Source organism: Nonomuraea longispora, from assembly GCF_004348345.1.
Taxonomy (GTDB): domain Bacteria; phylum Actinomycetota; class Actinomycetes; order Streptosporangiales; family Streptosporangiaceae; genus Nonomuraea; species Nonomuraea longispora.
In genome coordinates, this window is record NZ_SMJZ01000140.1 from 1 (window position 1) to 24,209 (window position 24,209).

Annotated in this window: 20 protein-coding genes, 1 other RNA gene and 3 pseudogenes; 15 read left to right on the plus strand and 9 right to left on the minus strand. The window is 70.7% G+C overall.

Annotation, left to right across the window (positions count from 1 at the left end; genetic code table 11):
* Both E1267_RS44720 and E1267_RS29950 read left to right on the plus strand, forming a co-directional pair.
* Nucleotides 1-390 (plus strand): annotated as a pseudogene (locus E1267_RS44720) (hypothetical protein); the annotation flags it as partial.
* Between the two features lie 78 nt (nucleotides 391-468).
* Nucleotides 469-2,715: a SulP family inorganic anion transporter gene (locus tag E1267_RS29950; RefSeq protein WP_132337321.1), complete on the plus strand. Its 2,247-nt coding sequence runs from the start codon at nucleotides 469-471 to the stop codon at nucleotides 2,713-2,715.
* A gap of 248 nt (nucleotides 2,716-2,963) precedes the next feature.
* Here E1267_RS29950 and E1267_RS29955 read toward each other — a convergent pair whose 3' ends face one another.
* Nucleotides 2,964-3,539: a CGNR zinc finger domain-containing protein gene (locus tag E1267_RS29955; RefSeq protein WP_132337323.1), complete on the minus strand. Its 576-nt coding sequence runs from the start codon at nucleotides 3,537-3,539 to the stop codon at nucleotides 2,964-2,966.
* A 99-nt stretch (nucleotides 3,540-3,638) separates the two neighbouring features.
* On the opposite strand from E1267_RS29955, the gene E1267_RS29960 reads away from it, so the two are divergent.
* Nucleotides 3,639-4,811: an epoxide hydrolase family protein gene (locus E1267_RS29960; protein WP_132337325.1), complete on the plus strand. Its 1,173-nt coding sequence runs from the start codon at nucleotides 3,639-3,641 to the stop codon at nucleotides 4,809-4,811.
* Between the two features lie 27 nt (nucleotides 4,812-4,838).
* On the opposite strand, the gene rnpB is transcribed toward E1267_RS29960, so the two are convergent.
* The 4 genes from rnpB to E1267_RS29980 form a co-directional block, all read right to left on the minus strand.
* Nucleotides 4,839-5,225, minus strand: an RNA gene (gene rnpB / locus E1267_RS29965) — RNase P RNA component class A.
* 137 nt (nucleotides 5,226-5,362) lie between these two features.
* On the minus strand, nucleotides 5,363-6,712 hold the full coding sequence (locus E1267_RS29970; protein WP_132337327.1) for a bifunctional RNase H/acid phosphatase: 1,350 nt from the start codon (nucleotides 6,710-6,712) through the stop codon (nucleotides 5,363-5,365).
* Nucleotides 6,709-7,449 (minus strand): zinc ribbon domain-containing protein, encoded by a 741-nt coding sequence (locus tag E1267_RS29975; RefSeq protein ID WP_132337329.1) that lies wholly within the window; start codon nucleotides 7,447-7,449, stop codon nucleotides 6,709-6,711. The genes E1267_RS29970 and E1267_RS29975 overlap by 4 nt, the downstream gene beginning before the upstream one ends.
* A 2-nt stretch (nucleotides 7,450-7,451) precedes the next feature.
* Nucleotides 7,452-8,252 carry a Nif3-like dinuclear metal center hexameric protein gene (locus tag E1267_RS29980; protein ID WP_132337331.1) on the minus strand — a complete coding sequence of 267 codons (801 nt, stop codon included), beginning with the start codon at nucleotides 8,250-8,252 and terminating at the stop codon, nucleotides 7,452-7,454.
* 175 nt (nucleotides 8,253-8,427) lie between these two features.
* Here E1267_RS29980 and E1267_RS29985 point away from each other — a divergent pair, with 175 nt between their 5' ends.
* From E1267_RS29985 to E1267_RS46680, 7 genes and pseudogenes are all read left to right on the plus strand, one after another.
* The gene (locus E1267_RS29985) at nucleotides 8,428-9,138 is read left to right on the plus strand and encodes a flavin-containing monooxygenase (RefSeq protein ID WP_246064347.1); all 711 of its coding nucleotides are present in this window, start codon (nucleotides 8,428-8,430) and stop codon (nucleotides 9,136-9,138) included.
* A gap of 60 nt (nucleotides 9,139-9,198) precedes the next feature.
* Nucleotides 9,199-10,227 carry a dipeptidase gene (locus E1267_RS29990; RefSeq protein ID WP_132337333.1) on the plus strand — a complete coding sequence of 343 codons (1,029 nt, stop codon included), beginning with the start codon at nucleotides 9,199-9,201 and terminating at the stop codon, nucleotides 10,225-10,227.
* Complete coding sequence (locus E1267_RS29995; protein WP_132337335.1) at nucleotides 10,224-11,285, plus strand: M20 family metallopeptidase; 1,062 nt, start codon at nucleotides 10,224-10,226, stop codon at nucleotides 11,283-11,285. The genes E1267_RS29990 and E1267_RS29995 overlap by 4 nt, the downstream gene beginning before the upstream one ends.
* An 89-nt stretch (nucleotides 11,286-11,374) precedes the next feature.
* Nucleotides 11,375-12,121, plus strand: a complete 747-nt coding sequence (locus E1267_RS30000; RefSeq protein WP_132337337.1) for a GNAT family N-acetyltransferase — start codon at nucleotides 11,375-11,377, stop codon at nucleotides 12,119-12,121.
* Nucleotides 12,122-12,185: 64 nt separating this feature from the next.
* Nucleotides 12,186-13,619, plus strand: coding sequence for an Nramp family divalent metal transporter (locus tag E1267_RS30005; protein ID WP_132337339.1), 1,434 nt, complete (start codon nucleotides 12,186-12,188; stop codon nucleotides 13,617-13,619).
* 26 nt (nucleotides 13,620-13,645) lie between these two features.
* Nucleotides 13,646-13,840 (plus strand): annotated as a pseudogene (locus tag E1267_RS46675) (DNA-binding transcriptional regulator); the annotation flags it as partial.
* A 105-nt stretch (nucleotides 13,841-13,945) separates the two neighbouring features.
* On the plus strand, nucleotides 13,946-15,064 hold the full coding sequence (locus E1267_RS46680; RefSeq protein ID WP_281283722.1) for a C45 family autoproteolytic acyltransferase/hydrolase: 1,119 nt from the start codon (nucleotides 13,946-13,948) through the stop codon (nucleotides 15,062-15,064).
* Here the strand turns inward: E1267_RS46680 and E1267_RS30020 are convergent.
* From E1267_RS30020 to E1267_RS30030, 3 genes are read right to left on the minus strand one after another with little or no spacing between them, the layout of a single operon-like run.
* Entirely contained in the window at nucleotides 15,025-16,533 is a 1,509-nt protein-coding gene (locus E1267_RS30020; RefSeq protein WP_132337341.1) for an AMP-binding protein, read from the minus strand. The genes E1267_RS46680 and E1267_RS30020 overlap by 40 nt on opposite strands.
* Nucleotides 16,533-17,597 carry an acyl-CoA dehydrogenase family protein gene (locus E1267_RS30025; protein ID WP_132337343.1) on the minus strand — a complete coding sequence of 355 codons (1,065 nt, stop codon included), beginning with the start codon at nucleotides 17,595-17,597 and terminating at the stop codon, nucleotides 16,533-16,535. The genes E1267_RS30020 and E1267_RS30025 overlap by 1 nt, the downstream gene beginning before the upstream one ends.
* Nucleotides 17,594-18,769 (minus strand): acyl-CoA dehydrogenase family protein, encoded by a 1,176-nt coding sequence (locus E1267_RS30030; RefSeq protein ID WP_132337345.1) that lies wholly within the window; start codon nucleotides 18,767-18,769, stop codon nucleotides 17,594-17,596. The genes E1267_RS30025 and E1267_RS30030 overlap by 4 nt, the downstream gene beginning before the upstream one ends.
* A 160-nt stretch (nucleotides 18,770-18,929) precedes the next feature.
* Here E1267_RS30030 and E1267_RS30035 point away from each other — a divergent pair, with 160 nt between their 5' ends.
* From E1267_RS30035 to E1267_RS30045, 3 genes are all read left to right on the plus strand, one after another.
* A complete protein-coding gene (locus E1267_RS30035; RefSeq protein WP_246064348.1) occupies nucleotides 18,930-20,267 on the plus strand; it encodes a sensor histidine kinase in 1,338 nt (445 codons plus the stop codon).
* A 141-nt stretch (nucleotides 20,268-20,408) separates the two neighbouring features.
* Entirely contained in the window at nucleotides 20,409-21,008 is a 600-nt protein-coding gene (locus E1267_RS30040; protein WP_132337349.1) for a TetR/AcrR family transcriptional regulator, read from the plus strand.
* A 75-nt stretch (nucleotides 21,009-21,083) separates the two neighbouring features.
* Nucleotides 21,084-22,064 carry an AurF N-oxygenase family protein gene (locus E1267_RS30045; protein WP_132337351.1) on the plus strand — a complete coding sequence of 327 codons (981 nt, stop codon included), beginning with the start codon at nucleotides 21,084-21,086 and terminating at the stop codon, nucleotides 22,062-22,064.
* On the opposite strand, the gene E1267_RS30050 is transcribed toward E1267_RS30045, so the two are convergent.
* Complete coding sequence (locus tag E1267_RS30050; RefSeq protein WP_181957858.1) at nucleotides 22,061-22,825, minus strand: class I SAM-dependent methyltransferase; 765 nt, start codon at nucleotides 22,823-22,825, stop codon at nucleotides 22,061-22,063. The two genes, E1267_RS30045 and E1267_RS30050, sit on opposite strands and share 4 nt — an antisense overlap.
* A 49-nt stretch (nucleotides 22,826-22,874) precedes the next feature.
* Between E1267_RS30050 and E1267_RS30055 the strand changes: the two genes are divergently transcribed.
* Nucleotides 22,875-23,582, plus strand: a complete 708-nt coding sequence (locus E1267_RS30055; RefSeq protein WP_132337355.1) for a copper resistance CopC family protein — start codon at nucleotides 22,875-22,877, stop codon at nucleotides 23,580-23,582.
* Nucleotides 23,579-24,209, plus strand: a pseudogene (locus E1267_RS30060) (copper resistance D family protein); the annotation flags it as partial. The gene E1267_RS30055 and the pseudogene E1267_RS30060, both read left to right, overlap by 4 nt.

Genomic DNA, 24,209 nt, shown 5'->3' on the forward strand with positions numbered 1-24,209 from the left:
TCCTATCCCAGCTCCTACGAAGTGAGCGCGGGCTGGGCGGTGGCCGACGACTCCGACCCCCTCACCAGTCCTTCCCCCGCCACCGGCACCCCGACCGCGCCCGGCAGGACGGTCCCGGCCTACGACGACGTGCTGGCGGCCCCGACGCCGACGCCCGCCCCGGCGCCGCAGCCGTCCTCGTTCGCCTACGAGACGGGCGACATCACCACGGCGCCGGCCGGCGGAGCGTGGCCCGAGCCGCCGGTGGGCGGCGTCGCCGCCTCCGACACCACGTGGCAGGCGTTCGGCGGCGACGCGCACGGGCGGCCCCAGGCGGCCTCGGGCAACGGCCGCGGCAGCCACCGCAGGAAGAGCCCGGAGCAGGACTACCCGCACGACTACTACCGGTGACCGAAGGCCCTCATTAATGGGTAAAACCCATGTGAGGTACACCTAAAGCGGGGTCGACGGAGCAATAGGATCTCCGCCATGACCCGCGACACGCCCCGTATCCGACTGAGCACGCTCCGGCACGATGTGCCGGCGTCGCTCGTGGTCTTTCTCGTCGCGGTGCCCCTCTCGCTGGGCATCGCGATGGCCTCAGGGGCTCCCCTGATCTCCGGGCTGATCGCCGCCGTGGTCGGCGGCATCGTCGGAGGCACGCTGGGCGGCTCGTCCGTCCAGGTGAGCGGGCCCGCCGCCGGCCTGTCCCTGGTGGTCGTCGACCTCGTGCACACGTACGGGTGGCGGGCCACCTGCATGATCACCCTGCTGGCGGGGGCCGTACAACTCGTGCTCGGTATCTTCAAGGCGGCCAGGGCCGCGCTGGCGGTGTCACCGGCCGTCATCCACGGCATGCTGGCGGCGGTCGGAGTGATCATCGCGCTGGCCCAGCTCCACGTGGTGCTGGGCGGCACGTCACAGAGCTCGGCCATCGCCAACCTCATCGAGCTGCCCGGCCAGATCGCCGACCTGCACGGGCACAAGGTGGCGGTCGGCCTGCTCACCATCATGGTGCTGGCGTTGTGGACACGCCTGCCGGGCCCGGTCAAGTCCGTCCCAGCGCCGCTGGCCGCGCTGCTCGCGGCGGCATGCACCGCCTGGGCCTTCGGCTGGGACGTCACCCGCGTGGACCTGTCCGAGAGCGTCGGCGAGTGGGCGTTCCCCGTGCTGCCGCAGGGCGACTGGCACCTGGTCGTGGCGGCCGTCCTGCTGGTGGCGCTGCTGGCCGGCTGCGAGTCGCTGCTGTGCTCCGTGGCGGCCGACAAGATGCACGGCGGCAAGCGCGCCGACCTCGACCAGGAGCTGACCGGCCAGGGGGTGGCCAACATGGTCACGGGCGCGCTGGGCGGCCTGCCGGTGGCCGGGGTGATCGTGCGCAGCACCACCAACGTGCGGGCGGGGGCGCGTACGCGCTGCTCGACGATCCTGCACGGGGTGTGGGTGCTGGTCTTCGCGCTCGGGTTCGGCTGGTCGATCAAGCTGATCCCGCTGGAGGCGCTGGCGGCGCTGCTGGTGTTCATCGGCGTGCAGATGGTGAACCTCGGTCACATCAAGAAGGTGCACGGCCACGGCGAGGTGCCGGTCTACCTCGTGACCATGGCCGCGGTGATCCTGCTCGGCCTGGCCGAAGGAGTGCTGGCGGGGCTCGCGCTGGCCGCGCTGCTCGCGCTGCGCCGGCTGACGTGGGTAACGGTGCTCAAGCGCGAGGACAGCGCGGGCCGGCTGCACGTGACCATCTCGGGCTCGCTGACCTTCCTCGGCGTGCCCAGGCTGACGCACGAGCTGCGGGCCATCCCCGCGGGCACGGACGTCGGACTCGACCTGAACATCGACTTCATGGACAACGGCGCCTTCGAGGCCATTCACACCTGGCGGCTCGACCACGAGCGTATGGGCGGCTCGGTCCACATCGACGAGTTGCACGACGAGTGGTACGCGCTGGCGGCCAGCGGCGCGCGGATGTTCCCCGCCAAGTCGCCGCCGAAGGCGCCCGACCGCTGGTGGCTGCCGTGGGCGCACCGGAGCCGGCCCAGCCTGCCCTCCATCCCGCCCGGCGACTCCTCCGAACCGGTGGAGTGCAGGCTCACGGTGGGCGCACGCGAATACCACCAGCGTACGGCGCCGCTGGTGCGGCCCATCTTCACCGAGCTGGCCCGCAGGCAGCAGCCGTCGCACCTGTTCATCACGTGCGCCGATTCGAGGATCGTGCCCTCACTGATCACGGCGAGCGGCCCCGGCGACCTGTTCACCGTGCGCAACATCGGCAACCTGGTGCCGCGCAGGGGCTCCGAGCCCCACGACGACTCGATGGTGGCGGCGATCGAGTACGCCACGCAGGTGCTGGGGGTGCACACCATCACGGTGTGCGGGCACTCGGGCTGCGGGGCGATGGCGGGCCTGCTGAGCGGCGGCGTACAGGCGGGCAGCCTGCCCGGGCTGCGCAGATGGCTGCGGCACGGCAACCACAGCCTGGCCACGTTCATCGAAAGGGAGGGAGACCGGCTGCACGGCGGGGCACTGGACGTGTTGTGCCGGGTCAACGTGCAGCAGCAGCTGGAAAACCTGCGCACGTACCGGAAGGTCGACGAGCAGGTGCGGGCCGGGAAGCTGGAGCTCGTGGGGCTCTTCTTCGACATCGGCTCGGCACGGGTGCACATGGTGCCGCCGCTGCGGCCCACGTCGCAGGCCTCAACGCGTAATGCTGCACAGACCGGCGCGGTGAGCCGGGGTTAGGGTCGCGGTGCCCGCGAGGCTCTCCAGGGGCCCACGGCGCGCTTCGCGGCGCCGGTCCTGACTCCCAGGGGCCGGAGGGGCGGAGGCCGGGGTCTCCGCCCCTCACGCGTGTCCGGGCGCGTCGCGCGACAGCCAGGACGGCAGCGCGGGGAACGGGCGGCCGGAACATGGTGATCACCCTGGCCGGGGTTGAAACCCTCGACAACGTGATGACGTTGTCTGCCGCTCGCAGGTCACCGAGGTGACGGTCACTCCGCTGCTATGGGGGTTTTGCGCCGGTTGGCATTGAAGCGCGCTTTTTTCTGGCGATTGCCGCACGTGTTCATGTCACACCATTTGCGGGTGCGGCTCTGGCTGGTGTCGAAGAAGGCGGCTCGGCACGTGGGTGATGCGCACAAAGCCAGTTTCCCGTCTCGTTCGCCCGCGATGATGCTGATCGCATCGGCGGCGATCACGCTGAGGGCATCTTCCACGCAGGAAGCCGGGCTGAGCCGCCATCGCCGCTTGCCCTCGGGCGTCAGGATGGCGGCGGCCCGGCCCTGAGAGCTGCGGTCATTGATGACGGCGACGGCGGACGCAGGGAGAGGTTCCTGGATCGCGGCCGCTGTCGCGGCGGCGTGGATCGACTCCCTCAGTTCCCGGGCGAGGTCGAGCTGGGCGGTGGTGCAGGAGTCCACGGCCAGGCCGTTCACCGCCAGCCAGTCGATGAGCCGGTGCGGCGCGGGAATGCGCTCCACAGCGTTGCCATGACGCTCCGACAGAGTCCCCGTGAAGCTGGTCGCCAGCACATTACCCAGGCGGAACTCAGGAAACCCGGCGCGCATGGAACCACCTTAGCAGGTTGCACGCCAGCTTGAGCGCATGTTAGAACCGTCTTAGCCGGTTCGCATTCGCTGCCGGTTCCGCGATGGCCAGGAGGTCTCATGCCCCGCCCGACCAGTGACGTGCAAGCATTCCAAGCCCACGCAACCGACGCCGATCTCGACGATCTGCGTGCGCGACTGGCCGCGGCGCGGCTACCGGAGGCCGAGACGGTCCATGGCGCCGCGCCCGGCCCTCGCCGATGGGACCAGGGCGTTCCACTCGCCGACCTCGTCGATGTCGTGAACTACTGGCGCACCGAGTACGACTGGCGGTCGTTCGAGGAGCGCCTGGACCGTATCGGCCAGTTCCGCACGACCATCGACGGCCTGGGAATCCACTTCCTGCACCGCCGATCCCCGCGCGCGGACGCCGCTCCTCTGCTCATGACGCACGGCTGGCCGGGCAGCATCGCCGAGTTCGTCGATGTAGTGGACGAGCTGGCAGACCCGAAAGACGCGGACGCGCCGGCGTTCCACGTCGTGGCTCCATCGCTGCCGGGCTTCGGTTACAGCGACAAGCCGGCCACCACCGGGTGGGGGACCGAAAAGATCGCGGCCGCATGGGTGGAACTGATGGGAAGGCTCGGCTACAGCGAGTTCGTGGCCCAGGGCGGCGACTGGGGAGGGAATGTCACCACGGTTCTCGGGGGCAGGTTCCCGGCGCACGTTCTCGGCATCCACACGACGTTCGCGGAGGCGCCGCCCGGGTTGACAACGGACGGGCTGACGGCGGTCGAGCGCAGGTGGACCGAGGAGACCCGCGATTTCTGGCGCCACCGCGCGGCGTACGCGAAGCAGCAGGCGACCCGGCCGCAGACCATCGGCTACTCGCTCGTCGACTCTCCGGTCGGGCTCCTCGCCTGGATCCTCGACAAGTTCGCCGAGTGGTCAGACACCGAAGACAACCCGTTCGAGACGATGTCCAGAGACCGTGTTCTCGACAACGTCACCCTGTATTGGCTGACGCGGACCGGCGCATCGTCGGCGCGCATCTACTACGAGAGCCACAACTCGCTCGATCCCGAACTCCGGGTCGACGTCCCGTCAGCGATCACCATGTATCCGCGCGACATCGAGAAGAGTCCGCGCCCCTGGGCGCAGGAGCGGTACCGGCAGATCGTCCGATGGAGGTCGCCCGAAGCCGGAGGGCATTTCCCGTCGCTGGAGGTTCCCCAGTATTTCGTCAGGGACCTGCGAGAGGGCCTCGCGGCGGTGCTGGCCGCTCATCGGTGAACGTGGCTCGGCGATCGGGCGCTGAGAGTGACGAGCCGGCCTGTAGGCCGGGTTCTGTCCTTCGTACGAAGGGACGGCCATCCATCTAGGACCGCCGTTGCCGGCGGCCTCAAGCGGTCTACCCGCGCGGCTCGGGCGGGCAGCCCTCGGACGTCGCGCGCGGACGCTCCGGAGAGCGCCCTTCTTGACCTTGCTCCGGGTGGGGTTTACCGAGCCGCCCACGTCGCCGTGGGCGCTGGTGGTCTCTTACACCACCCTTTCACCCTTACCTCCCGTTCGACGGGGAGGCGGTCTGCTTTCTGTGGCACTTTCCCGCGGGTCACCCCGGGTCGGCGTTACCGACCACCCTGCCCTGTGGAGCCCGGACCTTCCTCGGCGGGCCTGCTGGCCCGACGCGGCCGCCCGGCCGGCTCGTCCGAACGAGGTTATCAAAGTTCCGGCGTTCCCAGCCCTGGCGGCAAGATCGATCCGGTGGAATGAGGCTGGTCGCCGTCCGAGCGGCGGTGACGCGCCGTGCCGGGTGTTCTGGCGACAGCCGGCACGGCGCCCGCTCAGCGCAGGTGTGATATGTCGTTGAACGACTTCACCACGGCCGGCCCGTCCGCGTAGTAGTCGATGAGCGACAGGCAGGCCACGTCGAGATGCATCCGGTAGAGGGCTTCCAGCGGAGCCATGAGGGCGACTCGCAGGAGCATCTTGATGGGGGTCACGTGCGAGACCGCCAGCACGGTCTTGCCTTCGTACCGTTCGATCAGGCGTTCGCCGGCCGCCTGCACGCGGCGGGCGGCGGTGGCGAAGCTCTCGCCGCCGGGCGGGGCGACCCCGGGGTCGGCGAGCCAGGCGGCCAGTTCGGCCGGCCATCGGCGCTGCACCTCGGTGAACGTGTGCCCCTCCCACTCGCCGAAGTCGGCTTCCCTGAGGTCTTCTTCCACCTCGACCGCGCGGCCGGTGCGCTGGGCGACCACCTCGGCGGTCTGCCTGGCGCGCTTGAGCGGTGAGGTGATGATCACGTCCAGCCGGTACGGATCGCGCGACAGCCGATCGGCCGCCGCCGACGCCTGGGCCAGGCCGTGGGGGGTGAGCTCGGCGTCGCCGCGGCCCGAGAACCTGCGCTCCAGGGACAACTCGGTCTCGCCGTGCCTGAGGAGGAGCAGCGAGGTCGCCACCTTGGTGGGCGCGACCCAGCCGGCGTTCTTGCCGAGCCGCTGGGCGGTGGCGATGGAGGCGGTCGGGGCTGACATTTCGGAAATGTCGCCTCCGTCCAGGAGGTCCGTCTGCCCCGCCACCGACGGCGCCGCGCCCCGGTCCCTCGTGTCCGCCGCCCGCGTCCCGGCGGCCGCCCTTCCGGCAACCGGCGGCGTGCCGCCCGCCTCGCGGGTTCCCGCGGACGACTCGCCCGTGCGCGGTGCGCCGCCGTCGTCCCACGTCCCAGGAGGCGGTACGTCTGTGTCCGGGGCGGAGGTGCCGCCCGCCTTCCAGGTCAGGCCTGGGGCGGCGGCGTCCATGGCCTCGTTGGCCAGGCGGTCGGCGTGCTTGTTGCGTTCGCGGGGGATCCAGGTCCACTCCGTCACCCGCAGCCGCCGCGCCAGCGACCCCGCCTCCAGGGCCAGCGGGCGCAGCCCTTCGTTCTTGATCTTCCAGCGGCCGGCCATCTGCTCGACGACCAGCTTCGAGTCCATGCGTACGGCCACCGAGGCCCCGTCGCCGGCCAGGTCGAGCACCGCCGTGAGCCCCGCGATCAACCCGCGGTATTCGGCGACGTTGTTGGTGGTGACGCCGATCGCCTCGGCCGCCTCCGCCAGCACCTGGCCGTCGGAGGCGTCCTTGACGACCGCGCCGTAGCCCGCGGGCCCGGGGTTGCCGCGCGAGCCGCCGTCGGCCTCGACGATGTAGGACGTCACAGGCCCGACTCTGGTGTGCGGACGAGGATGCGGCGGCACTCGTCGCAGCGGAGCACCTCGTCGTGCGGAGCGGCCTTGATGTTGTTCATCTCGGCGATGGACAGGGCCACCTTGCATCCCTGGCACCGGCCGCCGCGCAGCATGGCGGCGCCCACGCCGTACTGTGTTCTCAGCTTCTCGTAGAGGGCCAGCAGGTCGGCGGGGAGCTCGCCGGCGAGGGCGGCGCGGCGGGCCTTGGCCTCGGCCGCCTCCTTGTCGATCTCGGTGAACGCGGCGTCGCGGCGGCCCTCGGCGGCGGAGAGCTCGGCGGCGACCTGGTCGCGCTGCCGCACCAGGTCGGTGACCTTGGTGTCGGCGGCCTCCTTGCGCTCCATGATCTCCAGCACGATCTCCTCCAGATCGCCCTGGCGTTTCTGCAGTGAGGCGATCTCGGATTGGAGGCCGGCCAGGTCGCGCGGGGAGGAGACGGCGCCGGAGTCGAGGCGCTTCTGGTCGCGTTCGGCCCGCGTGCGCACGGCGTCGACGTCGGACTCGGCCTTGGTCTGCTCGCGGGTCAGGTCGCTCGCGTCCGTCTCGGCCTCGATCACCTGGGTCGCGAGCCGGGCGTACGACTTGGAACGCTCGTCGATCTCGGCGAGCTCGGGCAGGGTGCGGCGGCGGTGTGCCAGCCGGTCGATCACGGAGTCGAGCTCAGCCAGGTCGAGCAGTCGCTTCTGGGCCTCAGGGGCTGCTTTCATGATCAATATCCTCTTGTCCAAGCATCGGTGACCGTGGCGGAGACACGCGTTTCAACGGTAACGCCACTCGCGTACAGGATGGACGCCGCACTGTCGAGCCAGGGCCACTCGGTGGCCCAGTGCGCGGCGTCGATGAGCGCGGGGCCGCCCGCCTCCATGAACTCGCTCGCCGGATGGTGGCGCAGATCGGCGGTCAGGAACACGTCCACGCCCGCGGCCCTGGCCGCGCCGAGGAGCGAGTCGCCCGCTCCCCCGCTGACCGCCACGCGCGTGACGCGGCGCGACGGGTCGCCGGCCACCCGGATCCCCCACGACGTGCGCGGCAGCCCCTTGGCCGCCCGCGCCGCGAACTCCTCCAGCGTCGTCTCCTCCGCCGTCTCGCCGATGCGGCCCAGCCCGCGCCACGGGTCGTCGGGGAACGGCTGGAGCGGCACCAGGTCGCCGGTGAGCCCCACGGCCCTGGCCAGCGCGTCGGACACGCCGGGGTTGGCGACGTCGGCGTTGGTGTGGGCGGTGTAGAGGGCGACGTCGTTCTTGATGAGGGTGTGGATCAGGCGGCCCTTCGGCGTGGTGGTGGCCACGCTGGTGGTGCCGCGCAGGTAGAGCGGGTGGTGGGTGACGATCAGGTCGGCCTGCCACTCCAGGGCCTCCTCGGCCACGGCGGCGACGGGATCGACGGCGAGCAGCACCCGCCGCACAGGCTGGGCCGGATCGCCGCTGACCAGCCCCACCGCATCCCACGATTCGGCTCGGGCGGGCGGGTAGGCCGCCTCGAGCACCTCGATCACGTTCGTCAACGTCACAGCAGCCACCTGGGCAGACTACCGGTGACCCGCAGGGTGGCGGCGCACGTGCCGGGTGCGCGTGACAAGGGCCTGTTGCGGGGACGCGGGCCCGGCGTAATGTAAGTGGATCCTGACCTGCGGAGGACGGCATGGCACCCAGCGTCGCGATCATAGGAGCGGGCTTCGGCGGACTGTGCACGGCGATCCAAGGCGGGTCGCCGTCATCGGGAACGGCTCGTCGGCCGCCCAGCTCATCCCGCGCGTCGCCGAGCAGGCCGAGCACCTCGACGTCTTCCAGCGCACGCCCAACTGGGTGATCCCCAAGCCGGACGCCACGTTCGGCCGGCCGGTCCGGCTGGCCCTCCGCCTGGTGCCGGGCCTGCAGCGGGCCTACCGGGAGTGGATCTACCGCTACGCCGAGACCACCCTCTACCCGGCGCTCGCCCAGGGCTGGAGCGCCGACCTGCTCAGGAAGCGCGCGCTGCGGCACCTGCGCGACCAGGTGCCCGACCCCGCGCTGCGGGCCAGGCTGACGCCCGCCTATCCGCCCGGCTGCAAACCGGTGATCACCGACAGCTCCTTCTATCCGGCGCTGAACAGGCCGAACGTCGACGTCGTGACCGGCAGGATCGTCCGTGTCACGCCGAAGGGCGTCGAGACCACCGCGGGTTTACGCGAGGCCGACACCATCGTCTATGCCACCGGCTTCATGAGCGCCGAGTTCCTCGCCCCGATGGAGATCGTCGGGCGCGGCGGACTCACCCTGGAGGAGCAACATGTTCCTCCTGTACGGCCCCAACACCAACCTCGGGCCGGCGTCACGAACAACTGGCCCGGCCGGGCGTGCCCGTACCCGACCGGCGGTGCTGCGCTCCGCCATCTGATGGTGACGCACGAACGATGAGCCCGCCGTTCGGGCACTGGCACATTGGAGCGGCCCAGCTCGCACGATAACGTCCGGAACATGACGTCTCCCCTGCACCAGCGTGCTGTCGTGGCCGACACTCACAACGATCTGCTCATGGCCGTCACGGCCCGTCCGCCCGGGCGGTGGGCGGCCTTCTTCCGCGAGCGGTGGCTGCCGCAACTGGTCGAGGGCGGCGTCAACCTGCAGATCCTGCCGGTGTTCATCGAGGACGACCACCGTCCTGAGGGCGCGCTGCGCCAGACGCTGCGGATGATCGAGTGCGCGCACGTGCTGGCCGAGGGCAACCCGGAGCATGTACGGCTCTGCCGTGACGCTGCCGAGATCGACCGGGCGCTCGACGACGGCAGGATCGCCCTCGTGCTCGCGCTGGAGAGCATGCCCGGCCTCGACGCCGACGTCGAGCTGATCTCGACCGTGCACCGCCTGGGCGTGCGGGTGGCCTCGATCGCACACTTCGGCCGCACGCCGCTGGCCGACGGCAGTGGTGAGGACGCCACCGGCAGCGGGCTGACCTCCCACGGCGTCGCCGCCTTGCGGGAGATGGAACGGCTCGGCATGGTCTTCGACGTCTCCCACCTGGGGGCCTCCGGCGTCGCGCACGTGCTGGAGCTGGCCACGAGACCCCTGCTGGCCACCCACTCCTCGGCCCGCGCCCTGCGCGACCACCACCGCAACCTCACCGACGACCAGCTCCGCGGCGTCGCCGCCACCGGCGGCGTGATCTGCGTCAACTTCTTCGCGCCCTTCCTGGCCGAACGTACCGAGGACATGACGCTCGACCGCCTGCTCGACCACATCGAGCACATCGCGGGGGTGGCCGGCGTCGACCACGTCGGTCTCGGCCCCGACTTCATCCACGAGGTGATGTCCGACCTGACGCGGCCGTGCTGCGAGGGCCTCGACCACCGCGGCGTCGACCCGAAGTCCGCGATCCCCGGCCTTGCGGGGCCGTCCGGGTTGCCCATGGTCACCGAGGGCCTGCTCGCCCGCGGCCTGCCGGAGAAGGACGTCATGAAGATCATCGGCGGCAACGTGCACCGTTTCCTCGGGGAGCTGCTGGCATGATCGAGGACCTCGAGGAACTCGTCCTGTGCGAGTCGTTCTCCAGCGACCTCGCCGCGGTCGCCCGCAGTGCGGAGGTCGTGGCCGCGATGGGGACCCGTCATCTCGGCGCCGAGCCGGAGTTCGTGGTGATCGACGGCGTCACGCACCTGCGCTGGACGTTCGGCACCCCCAAGGTGCTGCTGCTCGGCCACCACGACACCGTCTGGCCGATCGGCTCGCTCGCCACCCACCCCTGGTCGGTGGTGGACGGCGTGGCGCGCGGGCCGGGGGTGTTCGACATGAAGGCGGGGCTGGTGCAGACGTTCCACGCCCTCGCGGGGGTCGGCTCGCTCGACGGCATCACGCTGCTGGTCACCGGTGACGAGGAGGTCGGTTCGCTGACCTCGTCCCGGCTGATCGAGGACACCGCGCGCGGCCTGGCCGCCACCTTCGTCATGGAGGCCGCCGCGGACGGCGGGGCACTGAAGACAGCGCGCAAGGGCACCTCGCTCTACACCGTCCACGTGCACGGCAGGGCGGCACACGCCGGGCTGGAGCCCGAGAAGGGGGCGAACGCAGGCATCGAGCTGGCCCACCAGATTCTCGCCGTCGCCGGCCTGGGCGCGGGTGCGACCACGGTCACGCCGACGGTGTTGTCGGGCGGCACGTCGCTCAACACCGTCCCGGCCGAGGCGTCCGTCGGGGTGGACGTGCGGGTGTCCGAGGTCGCCGAGCAGAAGCGGGTCGACGCCGCCGTCCGCGCGCTCCGGCCGGTCGTACCCGGTACCCGCCTGGAGATCCTCGGCGGTCCCAACCGGCCGCCGCTCGAAGGCACGATGTCGGCCTCGCTCTACGCGCTGGCCCAGAAGCTGGCGGCGGACCTCGGTGTGGGCCCGCTGATCTCGGCGTCGGTGGGCGGCGCCTCCGACGGCAACTTCACGGCGGGCGTGGGTTGTCCCACGCTCGACGGGCTCGGCGCGGTGGGCGGCGGGGCGCACGCCGACCACGAGCACGTCGTCGTCGCCGAGATGCCCCGGCGTGCCGCACTGTTGCGTGCGCTCATCGAAGCGGTCCGCTGAGCCGCACAGGCCCCGGTTCGCCGCGGAGCCGGGGCGTCGTGGCTGAATAGGGAGGTGACGAACACGGCGAGGCGACGGCGAGGACCGGCATGGAGATCAGGGAGCTGCGCGAGATCGCGGAGTTCGAGCAGGTATACGAGCTCTTCGACGGCATCTGGCACCCGGAGCCGCGCAACGTGCCCGCGACCGTGGAGCTGATGATCGGCTTCGCGCACACGGGCAACTACGTGGCCGGGGCGTTCGACGGGGACCGGCTGGTCGGCGCCTCCGTGGGGTTCCGCGGAGGCGGGCGGTCGCTGCACTCGCACGTGACCGGCGCCGCCGTGACGGGCCGGGGCATCGGGTACGCGCTCAAGACCCACCAGCGGGAATGGTGCAGGAAAAAAGGCCTTGACACCATCACCTGGACGTTCGATCCGCTCGTACGGCGAAATGCGCGTTTCAACCTGGTGAAGCTGGGCGCGCGGATCGAACAGTATTTGCCCGATTTTTATGGCGAAATGGCCGACGCCATCAACGAAGGGGACGCCTCCGACCGCATACTGGCCGTCTGGTCCGTACGCGAGGCCGCCGGCGCCTCCCCCGCACCCGGCGTCGCGACCTGCCCCGTGGTGCTGGAGGCAGGCGAGGACGGCCGGCCCGTCGCCGGAAAGTCCGAGGCAGACGTCGTTCTGGTGGGCACCCCACCCGACGTCGAGCGGTTGCGGCGGGAGGACCCGGCGGCGGCGCGGGCCTGGCGGGAAGCCATGCGCGAGGTGCTCGGAGGGCTGCTGGAGGCCGGCGGGCATGTCGTCACATTGACCAATCATGGAGAGTACGTGGTGACAAAGCATTAGCTATTCCACGGGGGTTTCGCCGCTCTGTAATGTGGCGGGTAAGTACGCCGAAAAGGAGATCCGCATGGCGGAGTTCACCCCCACCGTTCCTGCGCGAGTCCTACCCCCTGTCACCGTCCGCGACCTGCCCGAGCCCCCTCGATCGACCTGGCGATTCATCGGCCCGGGCCTGGTCGGCGCGGGAGTGGGGCTGGCGTCGGGCGAGTTCATCCTCTGGCCGTACATCGCCTCCCAGGTCGGGCTCGTCTTCATCTGGGGAGCGGCGATCGGGATCATCACGCAGTGGTTCCTGAACATGGAGATCGAGCGCTACACCCTGGCCACCGGCGAGACCGCGCTGACCGGGTTCAGCCGGATGTGGAAACACTGGGGCCTGGTCTTCGTGCTGATGACGCTCGCCTCCAACCTCTGGCCGGGCTGGGTGACCACGTCCGCGACCATGGTGACCTACCTGACCGGAGCGGGCGAGGACGCCGTGCGCTGGGTCGCCATCGGGTTGTTGCTCCTGATCGCCTTCGGGCTGACGCTGGCTCCGGTGATCTACATCGCGCTCGAACGGGTGATCTTCGCCAAGGTCGCCTTGGTAGCGATCCTGATCGCGGTCGCGATCGTCGTCGCGATCACCGCCGACAGCTGGGTGCAGCTGGGCAAGGGACTGACCGTCGGCGCGCGGTTCCCGGTGCCGCCGCTGGACTTCGCCGTCCTGATGGGCGCCATCGCCTACGCCGGCGCGGGCGGCGGCCAGAACCTGTGCCAGAGCAACTGGATCCGCGACAAGGGCTTCGGCATGGGCCTGTACGTGCCCCGCCTGGTCAGCCCGGTCACCGGGCAGGAGGAGGCGGCCCCGTCGACGGGCTTCCAGTTCGCGCCCACCAAGGAGAACCTCGCGCGGTGGCGGGCGTGGTGGCGCTTCGCCAACCTGGAGCAGGCGTGGACGTTCGGCCTGGTGACGTTCGTGACGATCGCGCTCATGTCGATGCTGGCCTACTCCACCGTGTTCGGCCGGCCCAACCTGGAGAACAGCATCGAGTTCCTGCGCGTCGAGGGTCAGGTGCTGCAGGAGACCGTGGGCACCTGGTTCGGTGTGCTGTTCTGGGTGATCGGGGCGCTGGCCCTGTTCGCGGCGGCCATGGGCATCGTCGACTACACCTCGCGGCTGGCGGCTGACACGATCAAGACCGTCTACCTGGGCAAGTCGTCCGCGTCCGAAAACAAGATCTATTTCGTCACCGTCTGGGCGATCGCGCTGATCGGCATCGGCATCCTGCTGCTGGGCTTCGACCAGCCGCTCCTCCTGCTGGTGTTCTCGGCCTGCTTCGCCGCCGTGATGATGTTCGTGTACTCGATCCTGCTGATCGTGCTCAACCGGCGGTCGCTGCCCGACGCCATCAAGGTGCGCTCCTACCGGCTGGGGGCGCTGATCTGGTCGGTCGCCTTCTTCGGGACGCTTACCGTGCTGGTCGTCATCCAGCAGGCGCAGACGCTGTTCGGCGGCTAGTGAGAACTCTCGCGGAAGCGATCCTGGCGGGCGGCTACCGGCTGGGCGCCGGGGCCGCGCTGCCGCGGCTGCTGCTCGACGACGAGGAGGCCGTGGCGGTCGCGGTGGGACTCGGCAGGGCGGCGGGCGGCGGCGTGGAGGGCATCGAGGAGAGCTCGGTGCGTGCCCTGGCCAAGCTGGAGCAGGTGCTGCCGTCCCGGCTGCGCCGCCGGGTCGGCGCCACGCCCCGCCGAGCAGCGAACACGTGCTGCGGCTGTCCGAACGCTGCCGGCGGGCCGTCAGCGGGCGGTAAGGCCACGGTCAGCGGGTACGGCGAGGCTGCCGTCATGAAGAATCTGACGCAGGTCGCCGGCGGCCCCCGCGACTTCCAGCTCGTCCGCCACCTCACCCTCACGGGCAGCCAGTTCGAGATCGGCAGAGCACTGACCGAGGAGGCCCGCAGGCTCGGCTGGTCTCCCGTGCCGGCCGGGCCCGAGGTCAACCGGGCCCGCAGGATCTGGTTCGAGCGGCACTGGCCGCAGCACAACGCCCGCATGGACGGCGCGGCGGCGGCCCTCGGACTCGACCCCGACCAGGACGAGCTGGCCGTCGACGGCCTCGACGTCGTGCCCGCGGGTTCCGGCTGCTCGGCCCTGTGGGTGCCGCCCCAGGGGTCCGCCGACGGCCACGGCCGGGTCGGCCGCAACTACGACTTCTTCCGCACCACCGCCAGCGAGATCACGGGCTCGCCGCCGGCGCCCGGCGAGCTGCCCATGGCCTCTCGCCCGTACGTGATCACCACGGTCCCCGACGAAGGGTTGTCCTCGACCGTCATCACCATGTCGGCCCTCGACGGCTGCATGGACGGCATCAACGCGGCCGGGCTCGCGGTCGTGCTGCTGATCGCCGACTTCGAGACCGCCGAGCCGCCCGAGCACGTCACGCCGCAGGTCGGGCTGAGCAGCCTGCACCTGCCCAGATTCCTGCTCGACACGTGCGAGAACGCCGACCAGGCCAAGCAGGCGCTGCTGCTGGCCAAGCAGTACGACCACGGCACGCCCCTGCACTACCTGGTGGCCGACGCGCACGGGCAGGCGTTCGTGTGGGAGCGCGGCAGGGACGGCAGCGAGCACATCGTCGAGTTCGGCGACGGGCCGCTCTGCGTCACCAACCACCTCCTGCACCGTAACCCGGACCCGATGAACCTGCCCTCCGACACCGAGGCCAGCTTCGGCACGTACGGGCGGCTGCGCACGTTGTACGAGCGCAGCAAGGGCGCCACCCTGTCACCGCGGGACCTGCGCGACAGCCTGCGGGCCGTCCGGCAGGCCGAGGATCCCACCGTGCCGTTCCGCACCCTGTGGAGCACGGTCTTCGACACCGCGGACCGGACGATGTCGGCGACCTTCTACCTGGGCGACGGGCGTTACTCGGAGGAGCTGGTGTTCCCGGCCGCGGCGAGATAGGACTCGCGCACCTTCGACCGCGACAGTTTGCCCGTGGGGGTGCGCGGCAGCTCGGAGCGGTATTCGACCACCCGCGGATGCTTGAACCTGGCGATGCGAGGCCCGCAGTGCGCCAGCAGCTCGGCGGTGAGCGCGGAGCCCGGTGTGACCCCGTCGCCCGGCTGGACGAGGGCCACCACGGTGTGGCCCCACTCCTCGTCGGGCACCCCGATGACGGCCACGTCGGCCACCGCCGGATGGTCGAGCAGCGCGGCCTCGATCTCGGCCGGGTAGATGTTCACCCCGCCGGAGACGATCAGGTCGGTACGCCGGTCGCACAGGAACAGGTAGCCGTCGTCGTCCATGAACCCGATGTCACCGGGCGCGTACCAGTCGCCCAGCATGCTGGCGGCCGTCTTCGCCGGGTCCTTGCGGTACTCGAACGAGCCCATGGCGGACTTGACGTGGACCAGGCCCGGCTCGCCCGGCGGCAGCTCCACGCCCTTGTCGTCGAAGATCTTGGCTTCGAACATGGGCGCGGGCCTCCCCACGGTTCCGGGCCTGGCCAGCCAGTCGTGCGGTTTGACGGAGAACGCGATCGTCGACTCGGTGGAACCGTAGTACTCGTAGAGCACCGGCCCCCACCAGTCCATGATCTGCTGCTTGACCGTGACGGGGCAGGCGGCGGCGGTGTGCACGACCTGGCGCAGGCTCGACACGTCGTAACGGCGCCTGATCTCCTCGGGCAGGCGCAGCATGCGGTGGAACATGGTGGGCACCATCATCGCGTTGGAGACGCGGTGCCGCTCGATGAGCTGCAGGATGGCCTCGGGGTCGAACTTGGGCGCGATCACCACGGTGTGCCCGAGGTGCAGCGCGAACTGCGTGTGCGCGCACGGCGCGGAGTGGTACATCGGCGAGGTGACCAGATGGGTCTCCTCACCTGGGGCGAGGTCGACGACCTCGCCGAGGAACCACACGAGGAGCGGTACGACGTCCTCGGGCGCGGCGCCGGGCAGCGGCCGCTGCACGCCCTTGGGGACGCCGGTGGTGCCGGACGTGTACCACATCAGCGCCCCGGCGGTCCGCTCCGCGGGCGCGCCGGTGGGCTGCCCTTCGGCCAGCCCGGCCGTGCCGATCTCCCCGCCGGGCACCGCGTGGCCGGGATCGGTGACGACCACCTTGGCGTCGCAGTCATCCAGGATGTACGCCACCTCGGACGCCGTCAGATGCCAGTTGATCGGCACGTAGTAGAGCCCGATCTGCCACGTGGCCATGACCATGGTGACCTGGTCGATGCCGTTGGGCAGCACGCCCGCGACCACGTCGCCGGTGCGGAGGCCGCGCGCCCGCAGCCCGTGGGAGACCTGGTTGACCAGGGCGAGCAGCTCGCCGTACGAGGTGCGGGTGCCGTCGGCGTCGATCAGCGCCGGGCGGCCGGGTTCGGCGGCGGCGATGGCGTAGAAGCCGGGCAGCGCGCTGACGTCCATCACAACTCCAGCAGGGTGGCGAGGCGGGCACGGTGGACGCGCGGGGGGCCCATCAGCACTTCGTCCGCCTTGGCCCGCTTGTAGAACAGGTGGGCGTCGTGCTCCCAGGTGTAGCCGATGCCGCCGTGCAGCAGCAGGTGGTCGCGGGCCACCTCGAAGCAGGCGCGGCCGACGTACGCCTGGGCCAGGGCGGCGGCCTCCGGCAGGTCGTCCGGCGACTCGTCGGCGGACCACGCGGCGTATCGCACGATGGACTCGGCCTGTTCGAGCTTGGCGTGCATGTCGGCGAGCTTGTGCTTGACCCCCTGGTAGGAGCCGATGTAACGGCCGAAGGCGACGCGGACCTTGGCGTAGGCGACGATGGCGTCGAGCGCGGCCCGCATCACACCCAGCTGCTCGGCTGCCAGCGCCACGCACAGGAGGTCGCCGATGTCGGGGCGCGGCCCGAGCACCCGCGCCGGCGCTCCGTTCAGTTCCACACGGGCCTGGCCGCGCGTGGGGTCGAGGGTCTCCAGCGCTGTCCTGCTCACGCCCGGCCCGGTCAGGTCGACGGCGACGAGGACCGCGCCGTCGCCGCTTCGCGCGGGGGCCACCAGCACGCCGGCCTCCATGCCGCTGAGCACCTGCGCCAGCGTGCCGCGCACCGCCGATCCGTCGCAGGTGAGGCCCGCCGCGCCGCCCGGGCCGGTGAGCGGGCCGGTGAGCGGGCCGGTGAGCGGGCCGCCGAGCGCTGCCAGGACGCGGCCTTCGGCGATGCCGGTCAGCAGTTCCTTGTCGCGCACCCGGGTCAGGGCGACGGTGGCGAAGGCCGTGGTCAGGAAGGGCCCCGGCAGCAGGGCGGCGCCCGTTTCCTCCAGTACGACGGTCAGCTCGGTCATGTCCGCGCCCGCGCCGGCGTACTCCTCGGGGACGATCAGCCCGGACAGGCCCAGCTCGCCGTTGAGCCGGGCGTACACCTGAGGGTCGAAGCCCTCGCGGACCTTGGGGAGCGGGGAGGCGGCGCGCAGGAAGGCGCGTACGGCCCCGCGCAGTTCCTGCTGCTCCTCGCTGAGTACGAGCTTCACGCCTGGGTCCCCACCTTCAGATCCTTGAACGGCACGGTCTTGTCCACGCGGGGCTCGGGCGGCAGGCCGAGCACGCGGTCGCCGACGATGTTGCGCATGATCTCGTTCGTGCCGCCGCCCAGCGCCATGCCGGGGGCCATCGAGATCGCCTGTGCCAGCGGATGGCCGGCCAGCGCCGCCTCGGGGCCGACGAGTTGCGTGGCGAGGTCGGCCTGGAACATCGTCAGCTCGGCGAGCAGCAGTTTGGCCGCGCTGCCCCGCGCGCCGGGGAAGATGCCTGCCCTGGTCTCCTGGGCCAGCCGCTGGTTGAACAGCGCCAGCGCGCGGGTGCGGATGTGCAGCTCCACGAGCTGGTCGCGGACCAGCGGGTCGCCGGTGTCGACGGCCTGGCGCAGCGCCTCGACCGAGGCGGGGTGGTCGCGCTGCCCGCCCATGCCGACGCCCGCCGAGATGGACAGCCGCTCGTGCAGCAGCGTCGTGACGGCCACGCTCCAGCCGTCGTTGACCTCCCCGACACGGTGCTCGTCGGGGATCGTCACGTCGTCGAAGAAGACCTCGTTGAAGTTGGCCCTGCCCGACATGTCCTTCAGCGGCCTGACCGTCACGCCGGGGTGGTGCATGTCGACGACGAACATCGTCAGGCCCTTGTGCTTGGGCACGTCGACGTCGGTGCGGGCCAGCAGCAGGCCCCAGTCGGCGTGGTGGGCGACCGAGGTCCAGACCTTCTGCCCGTCGACGATCCACTGGTCGCCGCGGGCCTCGTCGCGCACCGCCCTGGTCTGCAGGCTGGCGACGTCGCTGCCGGCGCCCGGCTCGGAGAAGAGCTGGCACCAGATCTCCTCGCCGCGCAGCAGGGGCCGGACGAAGCGTTCGCGCTGGGCGTCGGTGCCCCGGTCGACCAGGGTCGGGCCGGTCATGCCGAGGCCGATCGCGAAGATGTAGGTGGGGAGGGCGTAGCCGCGTGCCTCCTCGGCGAACGCGCGTTCCTCCGCCTGGGTCAGCCCCTGGCCGCCCCACCGCTCCGGCCAGGTGATGCCGGAGTAGCCGGCGTCGTAGAGCCTGGCCATGAAGTCCTTGGCCCGCGTTATCGGGTCCGTTTCCTGAGAGTCGTCCGAAGGGGCGTTGTCCCGCAGCCACGCCCTGGCGGCATGCCGGTAGTCAGCGAGGTTCACATCGACTCCTTGGCATCAGTGTTCACTTACTCTAGCCAGCGCGCCCGGAGCCAGTACAGAGCAATGCTCTGGACGTCCGAAACTCGAATTAAAGTCGGAATCTCCGTAAATTGGAGTACGAGCTGCATGCTGTGATCACCTGACTACCGGGGGGATGGGTGTGATCGCACGGCTGGGGCGTTCCATTCGCGCGCGGCTGGCACTGTTCGCCAGCATCGCCATGGCCCTGCTCTGCCTGACGACCAGTTCGGCGCTGCTGTGGATGATCTACACCACGACCGTCGACATCCACACCCAGGACGCGGTCGGCACGACCCTCACGGTGGCCCACCTCGTCAAGGAGTCCGAGCTGCCGCTCCTCGACTCCCTCGACGTATGGGGCGTCCAGGTCGTCGACCCGCGCGGGCAGGTGGTCACCGCCACGTCCGACCTGGCGGGCAGCCCTCGGCTGACCACCGCGGCGCCTCCCCCCGGCGCCACCGACCACGTCGCCCACGCCTGCGACCTCCCGGGCCTGTCCGACGGCTGCCACATCACGTCGATCTTCCGCGTGTACCAGCAGGACGGCGACTGGCTCGTCTACGCCTTCCGCCCCCGGCCGCCCTGGTACGCCGCCCCCGGCGTGATCGCCTTCCTCGTCCTCGCCTCCGCGGCGCTGGTCGTACTGACGTGGTACGGCGTCTCGCACGTGGTCGCCAAGACGCTCGCGCCCGTCAACCGCATCACCGGCAGGCTGGCCGAGATCACCGCCGGCGGCGGAGGGATGCGCGTGCCCGTGCCGGAGAACGCCGACGAGATCAGGGCGCTGGCGGAGACCGCGAACCGTACGCTCGCGCAGTTGGAGGAGGCGATGGAGCAGCAGCGCAGGTTCTCCTCCGACGCCTCCCACGACCTGCGCAGCCCGATCACGGCCATGCGCACCGAGGTCGAGGAGGCTCTGCTCACCCCCGGAGAGACCGACTGGCAGAAGGTCGGCGGCAAGCTGCTCGGCAGCCTCGACCGGCTGCAGAACATCGTCACCGACCTGCTGACGCTGGCCAAGCTGGACGCGGGCGCCCCCGCCCGGCTCGGCCCCGTCGACCTGGGCGAACTCGTCACCGCAGAGGTCGCCAGGCCGTGCACGAAGGAGGTTCGCGTCTCGGTGCAGCCGGGCGTGGTCGTGACGGGCGACCGGCTGAGGCTGGCCCGCCTGCTGAGCAACCTGCTGGACAACGCCGAGCGGCACGCGGAACGTACGATCGCCGTGATCGTGCGGCGCAACGGCGAGGCCGTGCTGGAGGTGCTCGACGACGGGGCGGGCATCGCGCCCGAGCACCGCGAGATGGTCTTCAGTCGCTTCACCAGGCTGGACGCCTCGCGCAGCCGTGACGCCGGCGGGACCGGGCTCGGCCTGCCCATTGCCCGGGAGATCGCGCGTACGCATGGAGGCACGCTCAGGATCGAGGACTCCGACGCCGGTGCCCGATTCGTCCTACGGATTCCGGTAAGGACCGAGTAAAGGTGGGTAGTAATGCTTTTCGACCCCCTGCCGAGAACGTCCGGAGAGCCGCCAGTACCATGATCACTACGAGATTGCCGAACGTACGGCGTCCCTCTTGTCCCACATAAGCCTTGTGAACAGAAATCAGAGTTACCCGCTGTGACATCAGGTTTCAGCCGATTACGGCGTGAGGATCTCCTGAAGACGGCCTGCGAGGTGATCGCCGAGCAGGGGTTCGGGCATACCAGGACCATCGACATCGCCAGGGCCGCGGGCGTCAGCCAGGCGCTGCTCTTCTACCACTTCGAAACCAAGGACCAGCTGTTCGCGCAGGCCTTCACCTACGCGGCCCGCCTGCACCTCGACGCGCTGAGCGACATCGAGGGCTCCGCGGGCACGCCGCTCGAACGGCTGCGCACCCTCCTGCGGCTCTGCTCCCCCGCGGTCCCCACCGAGGGGTGGAGGTTGTGGATCGACGCGTGGTCCGAGGCGATGCGCAGCTCGGAGCTGGAGGACATCTCGCGGCGCATCGACGCCCAGGGCCGCCTCCTCCTTCGCCAGATCATCGAGGCCGGCGTCGCGGCCGGCGAGTTCACGTGCGCCGACCCCGAGGGAGCGACGTGGCGGATCCTGGCGCTGGTCGACGGGCTCGCCGTGCAGATGCACGTCCACCCCAGAGCCCTGTCGCGGCGCCGGGCCGGCGCGCTCATCCGCACGGCCGCCGCCAACGAGATCGGAGTCGCTCCGGAGAAGCTGTGACGAAACCTGCGAGCCTCACCTTTCCGGCTTATTGGATGCTCCGTACAATACCGGGCGAGGAGAGGAGTGCACGCGATGACACAGGCACCGAGCTCTACCGCCGCCAGGGAACACGACGAGCAGGTCGCGAGCAGGAAGGCGTACGAAACGGTCATCGAACGCCTCTCGAAGGCGTCGGTCGACAAACACTGGGAGCCGTACCGGGACATCCCGTGGGACGACCCCGAGTTCCTCGTCGACCCGGCCGACCCGCGCTGGGAGCTGCCGGGGGTCGACAAACTGGGCGGCCATCCCTGGTACCGCAGCCGGCCCCCGGAGACCCGGGCCGCGATCGGGCTGTGGCGGGTGGCCACCGCCATGAAGATCGGCCTGCAGTTCGAGAACCTGCTCAAGCGCGGGCTGCTCAACTACGCCTACCGGCTGCCGAACGGTGCGCCTGAGTTCCGGTACGTCTACCACGAGACCATCGAAGAGGGACATCACGGGATGATGTTCCAGGAGTTCGTGAACCGCACGAAGCTCCCTATCCGCGGCATGCCCCGCCCGCTGTCGGCGATCGCGCAGACAGCGCCCTTAATCCCGCTCATCTCGACCGAGCTGTTCTTCGTGTTCGTGCTGGGCGGCGAGGACCCGATCGACCACGTGCAGCGCAAGGTGCTCAAGGACGACCGGCCACACCACCCGCTGGAAGAGACGATCATGCGGATCCACATCGCGGAGGAGGCCAGGCACATCTCCTTCGCCCGGCACTTCCTGCGCAACCGGGTGCCGCGGATGCCGGCGTACCGGCGGCTCCTGCTCGGCATCGCCTCCCCCGTCGTCCTCGGCCTCATGGCCCGCATCATGTTGGCGCCCCCCGGCGCGCTCATCAGGCACTTCAAGATCCCCGTCAGCGTCGTGTCGGAGGTCTACGTGCGCAACCCCGCCGCCAAGCAGGAGATCCGCGACTCCATCGGCAAGACGCGGGACCTGTGCGCCGAGATCGGCCTGATCAACCCGCTGACGCGGCGGATCTGGCGGCTCATGGGCATCTGGGCCGAACCGGAGCGCGCCTAACCACGCGGCCGCCTGGCGATCAAGACCTCGGTCACCGTCACCTGCTCCCACGTGCCCAGAGGATTGTGCGCGAGCAGGGCGCGCCTGGCCGCCTCGGTGAAGGCCCCCACCCGCTCGCCCAGCCTCGCCGGAGCGGTGTAGGAGTAGGACAACTGCAGGCCGATCACCGCCTCCACGTCGTAGACCTGGCGATACTCGTACAAGGTGGCGTCGAGCTCGCTGAACGGCGAGGCGGCGAGCACGTCGTCGTGGTGCTCCCCCGTGGCCTGGTAGGAGCTGGTGGCCGTGAAGGTGTTGACGCCGAACGCGTCGCGAACCCGCCTCATGGCCGGCTCCCAGGGCAGCTCCTCGCCTGCCCGCGACGGGCCGACCAGCGCCACGACACCGTGCGCGGGCAGCAGCTCGTCCAGCTCCAGCAGCACCGCCCGGCGGTCCATCCAGTGGAACGACCTGCCCATGACGACATGGTCGAACGCGGGCAACTCTCCCAACCGCGTGGAATCGCCGCTCAGCCAGCGGATGTTGCCCGCCCGCGCCGCCAGCCGCCGGCCCTCCGCGAGCATCTCCGCGTCGGGATCGACGGCCAGGACGTCGCGCACGCGCCGCGCGAGCGGGATCGCCACCGTGCCGGGACCGCAGCCGAGATCCAGCACCGTGCCGTCGTCGCCGAACGTCATCGCCAGGTGCTCGATCGCCGGGTCGCCGTGACCGGCCCGGTACTTGGCGTAGTAAGGAGCCGCGCCGCCGAACAGGTCCGTCATGGATGGGACCATATACAGGTTCGAGACGCGACGATGGAAGGTATCCCCTGTGAGGCGGCTACTCACGGTCCTGCTGCTCGCCTTCGCGGCGGCAGGGATCGCTCTCTCCCCCGCCGAGGCGCACAACGTGCTGATCGGCAGCGACCCCAAGGACGGAGCCACGCTGACGGCCTCACCCGCGCGCGTGACCCTGGTGTTCGACCAGCCGGTACGCCAGGGATACGCGCAGGTGGAAGTGACGGGCGCCGACGGGTCGGCCTGGGCCGACGGAACCGCCGAGATCGCCGCGGAGAAGGTGTCGGTCAAGGTCAAGCCGCTGGCGGCGGGCGGCTCGTACGTCGTGGGCTACCGCATCCTGTCGGCCGACGGGCACCCGGTCACCGGAAAGATCGGCTTCAAGCTGGCCGCCGACGCCACCGGGGTCGCCGACCCGAAGACGGGCGGCGACAACGCTCCCGCCCAGGGAACCGACGCCCGCGCCACCGCACAAGCGACCGCACAAGCGACCGACCCCGAGGCCGCGGCCAATCCCAACGCCGCCGAGGCCGCGGCCAATCCCAACGCCGCCGAGGCCGCGGCCAATGGCGGGGCCGGCATGGCCGTCGTGTGGATCGTGGGAGCGCTGCTGATCCTCGCCACGGGCACCGCCTTGGCCCTCCGCCGCGCCAAACCGGCCCAGGTGACCGCCACGACCGCCGCGCCCGGCACCACCAACGGCACCACCAACGGCTCCGCGGCCGAGGAGACGAAGGCGTGACCGTCACCGTTCCCCCCGCTCCCCCGCTCCTCGAGCGGCGTGTAGGCGGGCGGCTCGTGGCCGGCGCGTTCGCCGTGTGCGCCATCGTGGCCGCCGTGGCCGCCAGTTCGTTCGCCGAGCAGGAGACCGTGCCCGGCATCCCCATGCCGGGCACGCTGGTGTCGGTCGGGCTGCCCGTCGTCCGAGCGCTGCTCGACGTGTCCGCCGTCGCCGTGGTGGGACTCAGCCTGGTGGCCAAGCTGCTCGGGTTCGACCGGCCCGAGTACACCGAGCCGGTGATGGTCCGCGTCCGGCCCCTGGCCGTGATGGCGGCCTGGGCGTGGGCGATCTGCGCGCTGCTCACGATCGTGTTCCAGACTGCCGAGCTCAACCCCGGCGTCGTGCCGACATTCGGGATGATCGCCGACTATGTCGGAAGTGTCGGCACCGGTCAGGGGCTGCTGTTCAGCGCGGCGTGCGCGCTGGCGGCGGCGGGCATCGGGCTGATGGCGGTGCGGTTCGGCGAGAGGGTTCCGGCCGAGCTCCGGGTGATCGTCGCGCTGTTCGGGTTGCTGCCCATCCCGGTCACCGGGCACGCGGTCAACTCCATCTGGCACGACCCCATCATGATCTCGATGGAGATTCACG

Coding starts and splice junctions, on each gene's coding strand:
- E1267_RS30020 (WP_132337341.1), bottom strand. CDS start 16,533: ATGGACGTCAGCGCGCTGCCCGGCTTCTACGCCATCGCCGCCGCCGAA.
- E1267_RS30050 (WP_181957858.1), bottom strand. CDS start 22,825: ATGACGGACCTGTTCGGCGGCGCGGCTCCTTACTACGCCAAGTACCGG.
- E1267_RS29950 (WP_132337321.1), top strand. CDS start 469: ATGACCCGCGACACGCCCCGTATCCGACTGAGCACGCTCCGGCACGAT.
- E1267_RS30000 (WP_132337337.1), top strand. CDS start 11,375: ATGGAGATCAGGGAGCTGCGCGAGATCGCGGAGTTCGAGCAGGTATAC.
- E1267_RS29960 (WP_132337325.1), top strand. CDS start 3,639: ATGCCCCGCCCGACCAGTGACGTGCAAGCATTCCAAGCCCACGCAACC.
- E1267_RS29990 (WP_132337333.1), top strand. CDS start 9,199: ATGACGTCTCCCCTGCACCAGCGTGCTGTCGTGGCCGACACTCACAAC.
- E1267_RS30005 (WP_132337339.1), top strand. CDS start 12,186: ATGGCGGAGTTCACCCCCACCGTTCCTGCGCGAGTCCTACCCCCTGTC.
- E1267_RS29995 (WP_132337335.1), top strand. CDS start 10,224: ATGATCGAGGACCTCGAGGAACTCGTCCTGTGCGAGTCGTTCTCCAGC.
- E1267_RS29975 (WP_132337329.1), bottom strand. CDS start 7,449: ATGAAAGCAGCCCCTGAGGCCCAGAAGCGACTGCTCGACCTGGCTGAG.
- E1267_RS29955 (WP_132337323.1), bottom strand. CDS start 3,539: ATGCGCGCCGGGTTTCCTGAGTTCCGCCTGGGTAATGTGCTGGCGACC.
- E1267_RS46680 (WP_281283722.1), top strand. CDS start 13,946: ATGAAGAATCTGACGCAGGTCGCCGGCGGCCCCCGCGACTTCCAGCTC.
- E1267_RS30045 (WP_132337351.1), top strand. CDS start 21,084: ATGACACAGGCACCGAGCTCTACCGCCGCCAGGGAACACGACGAGCAG.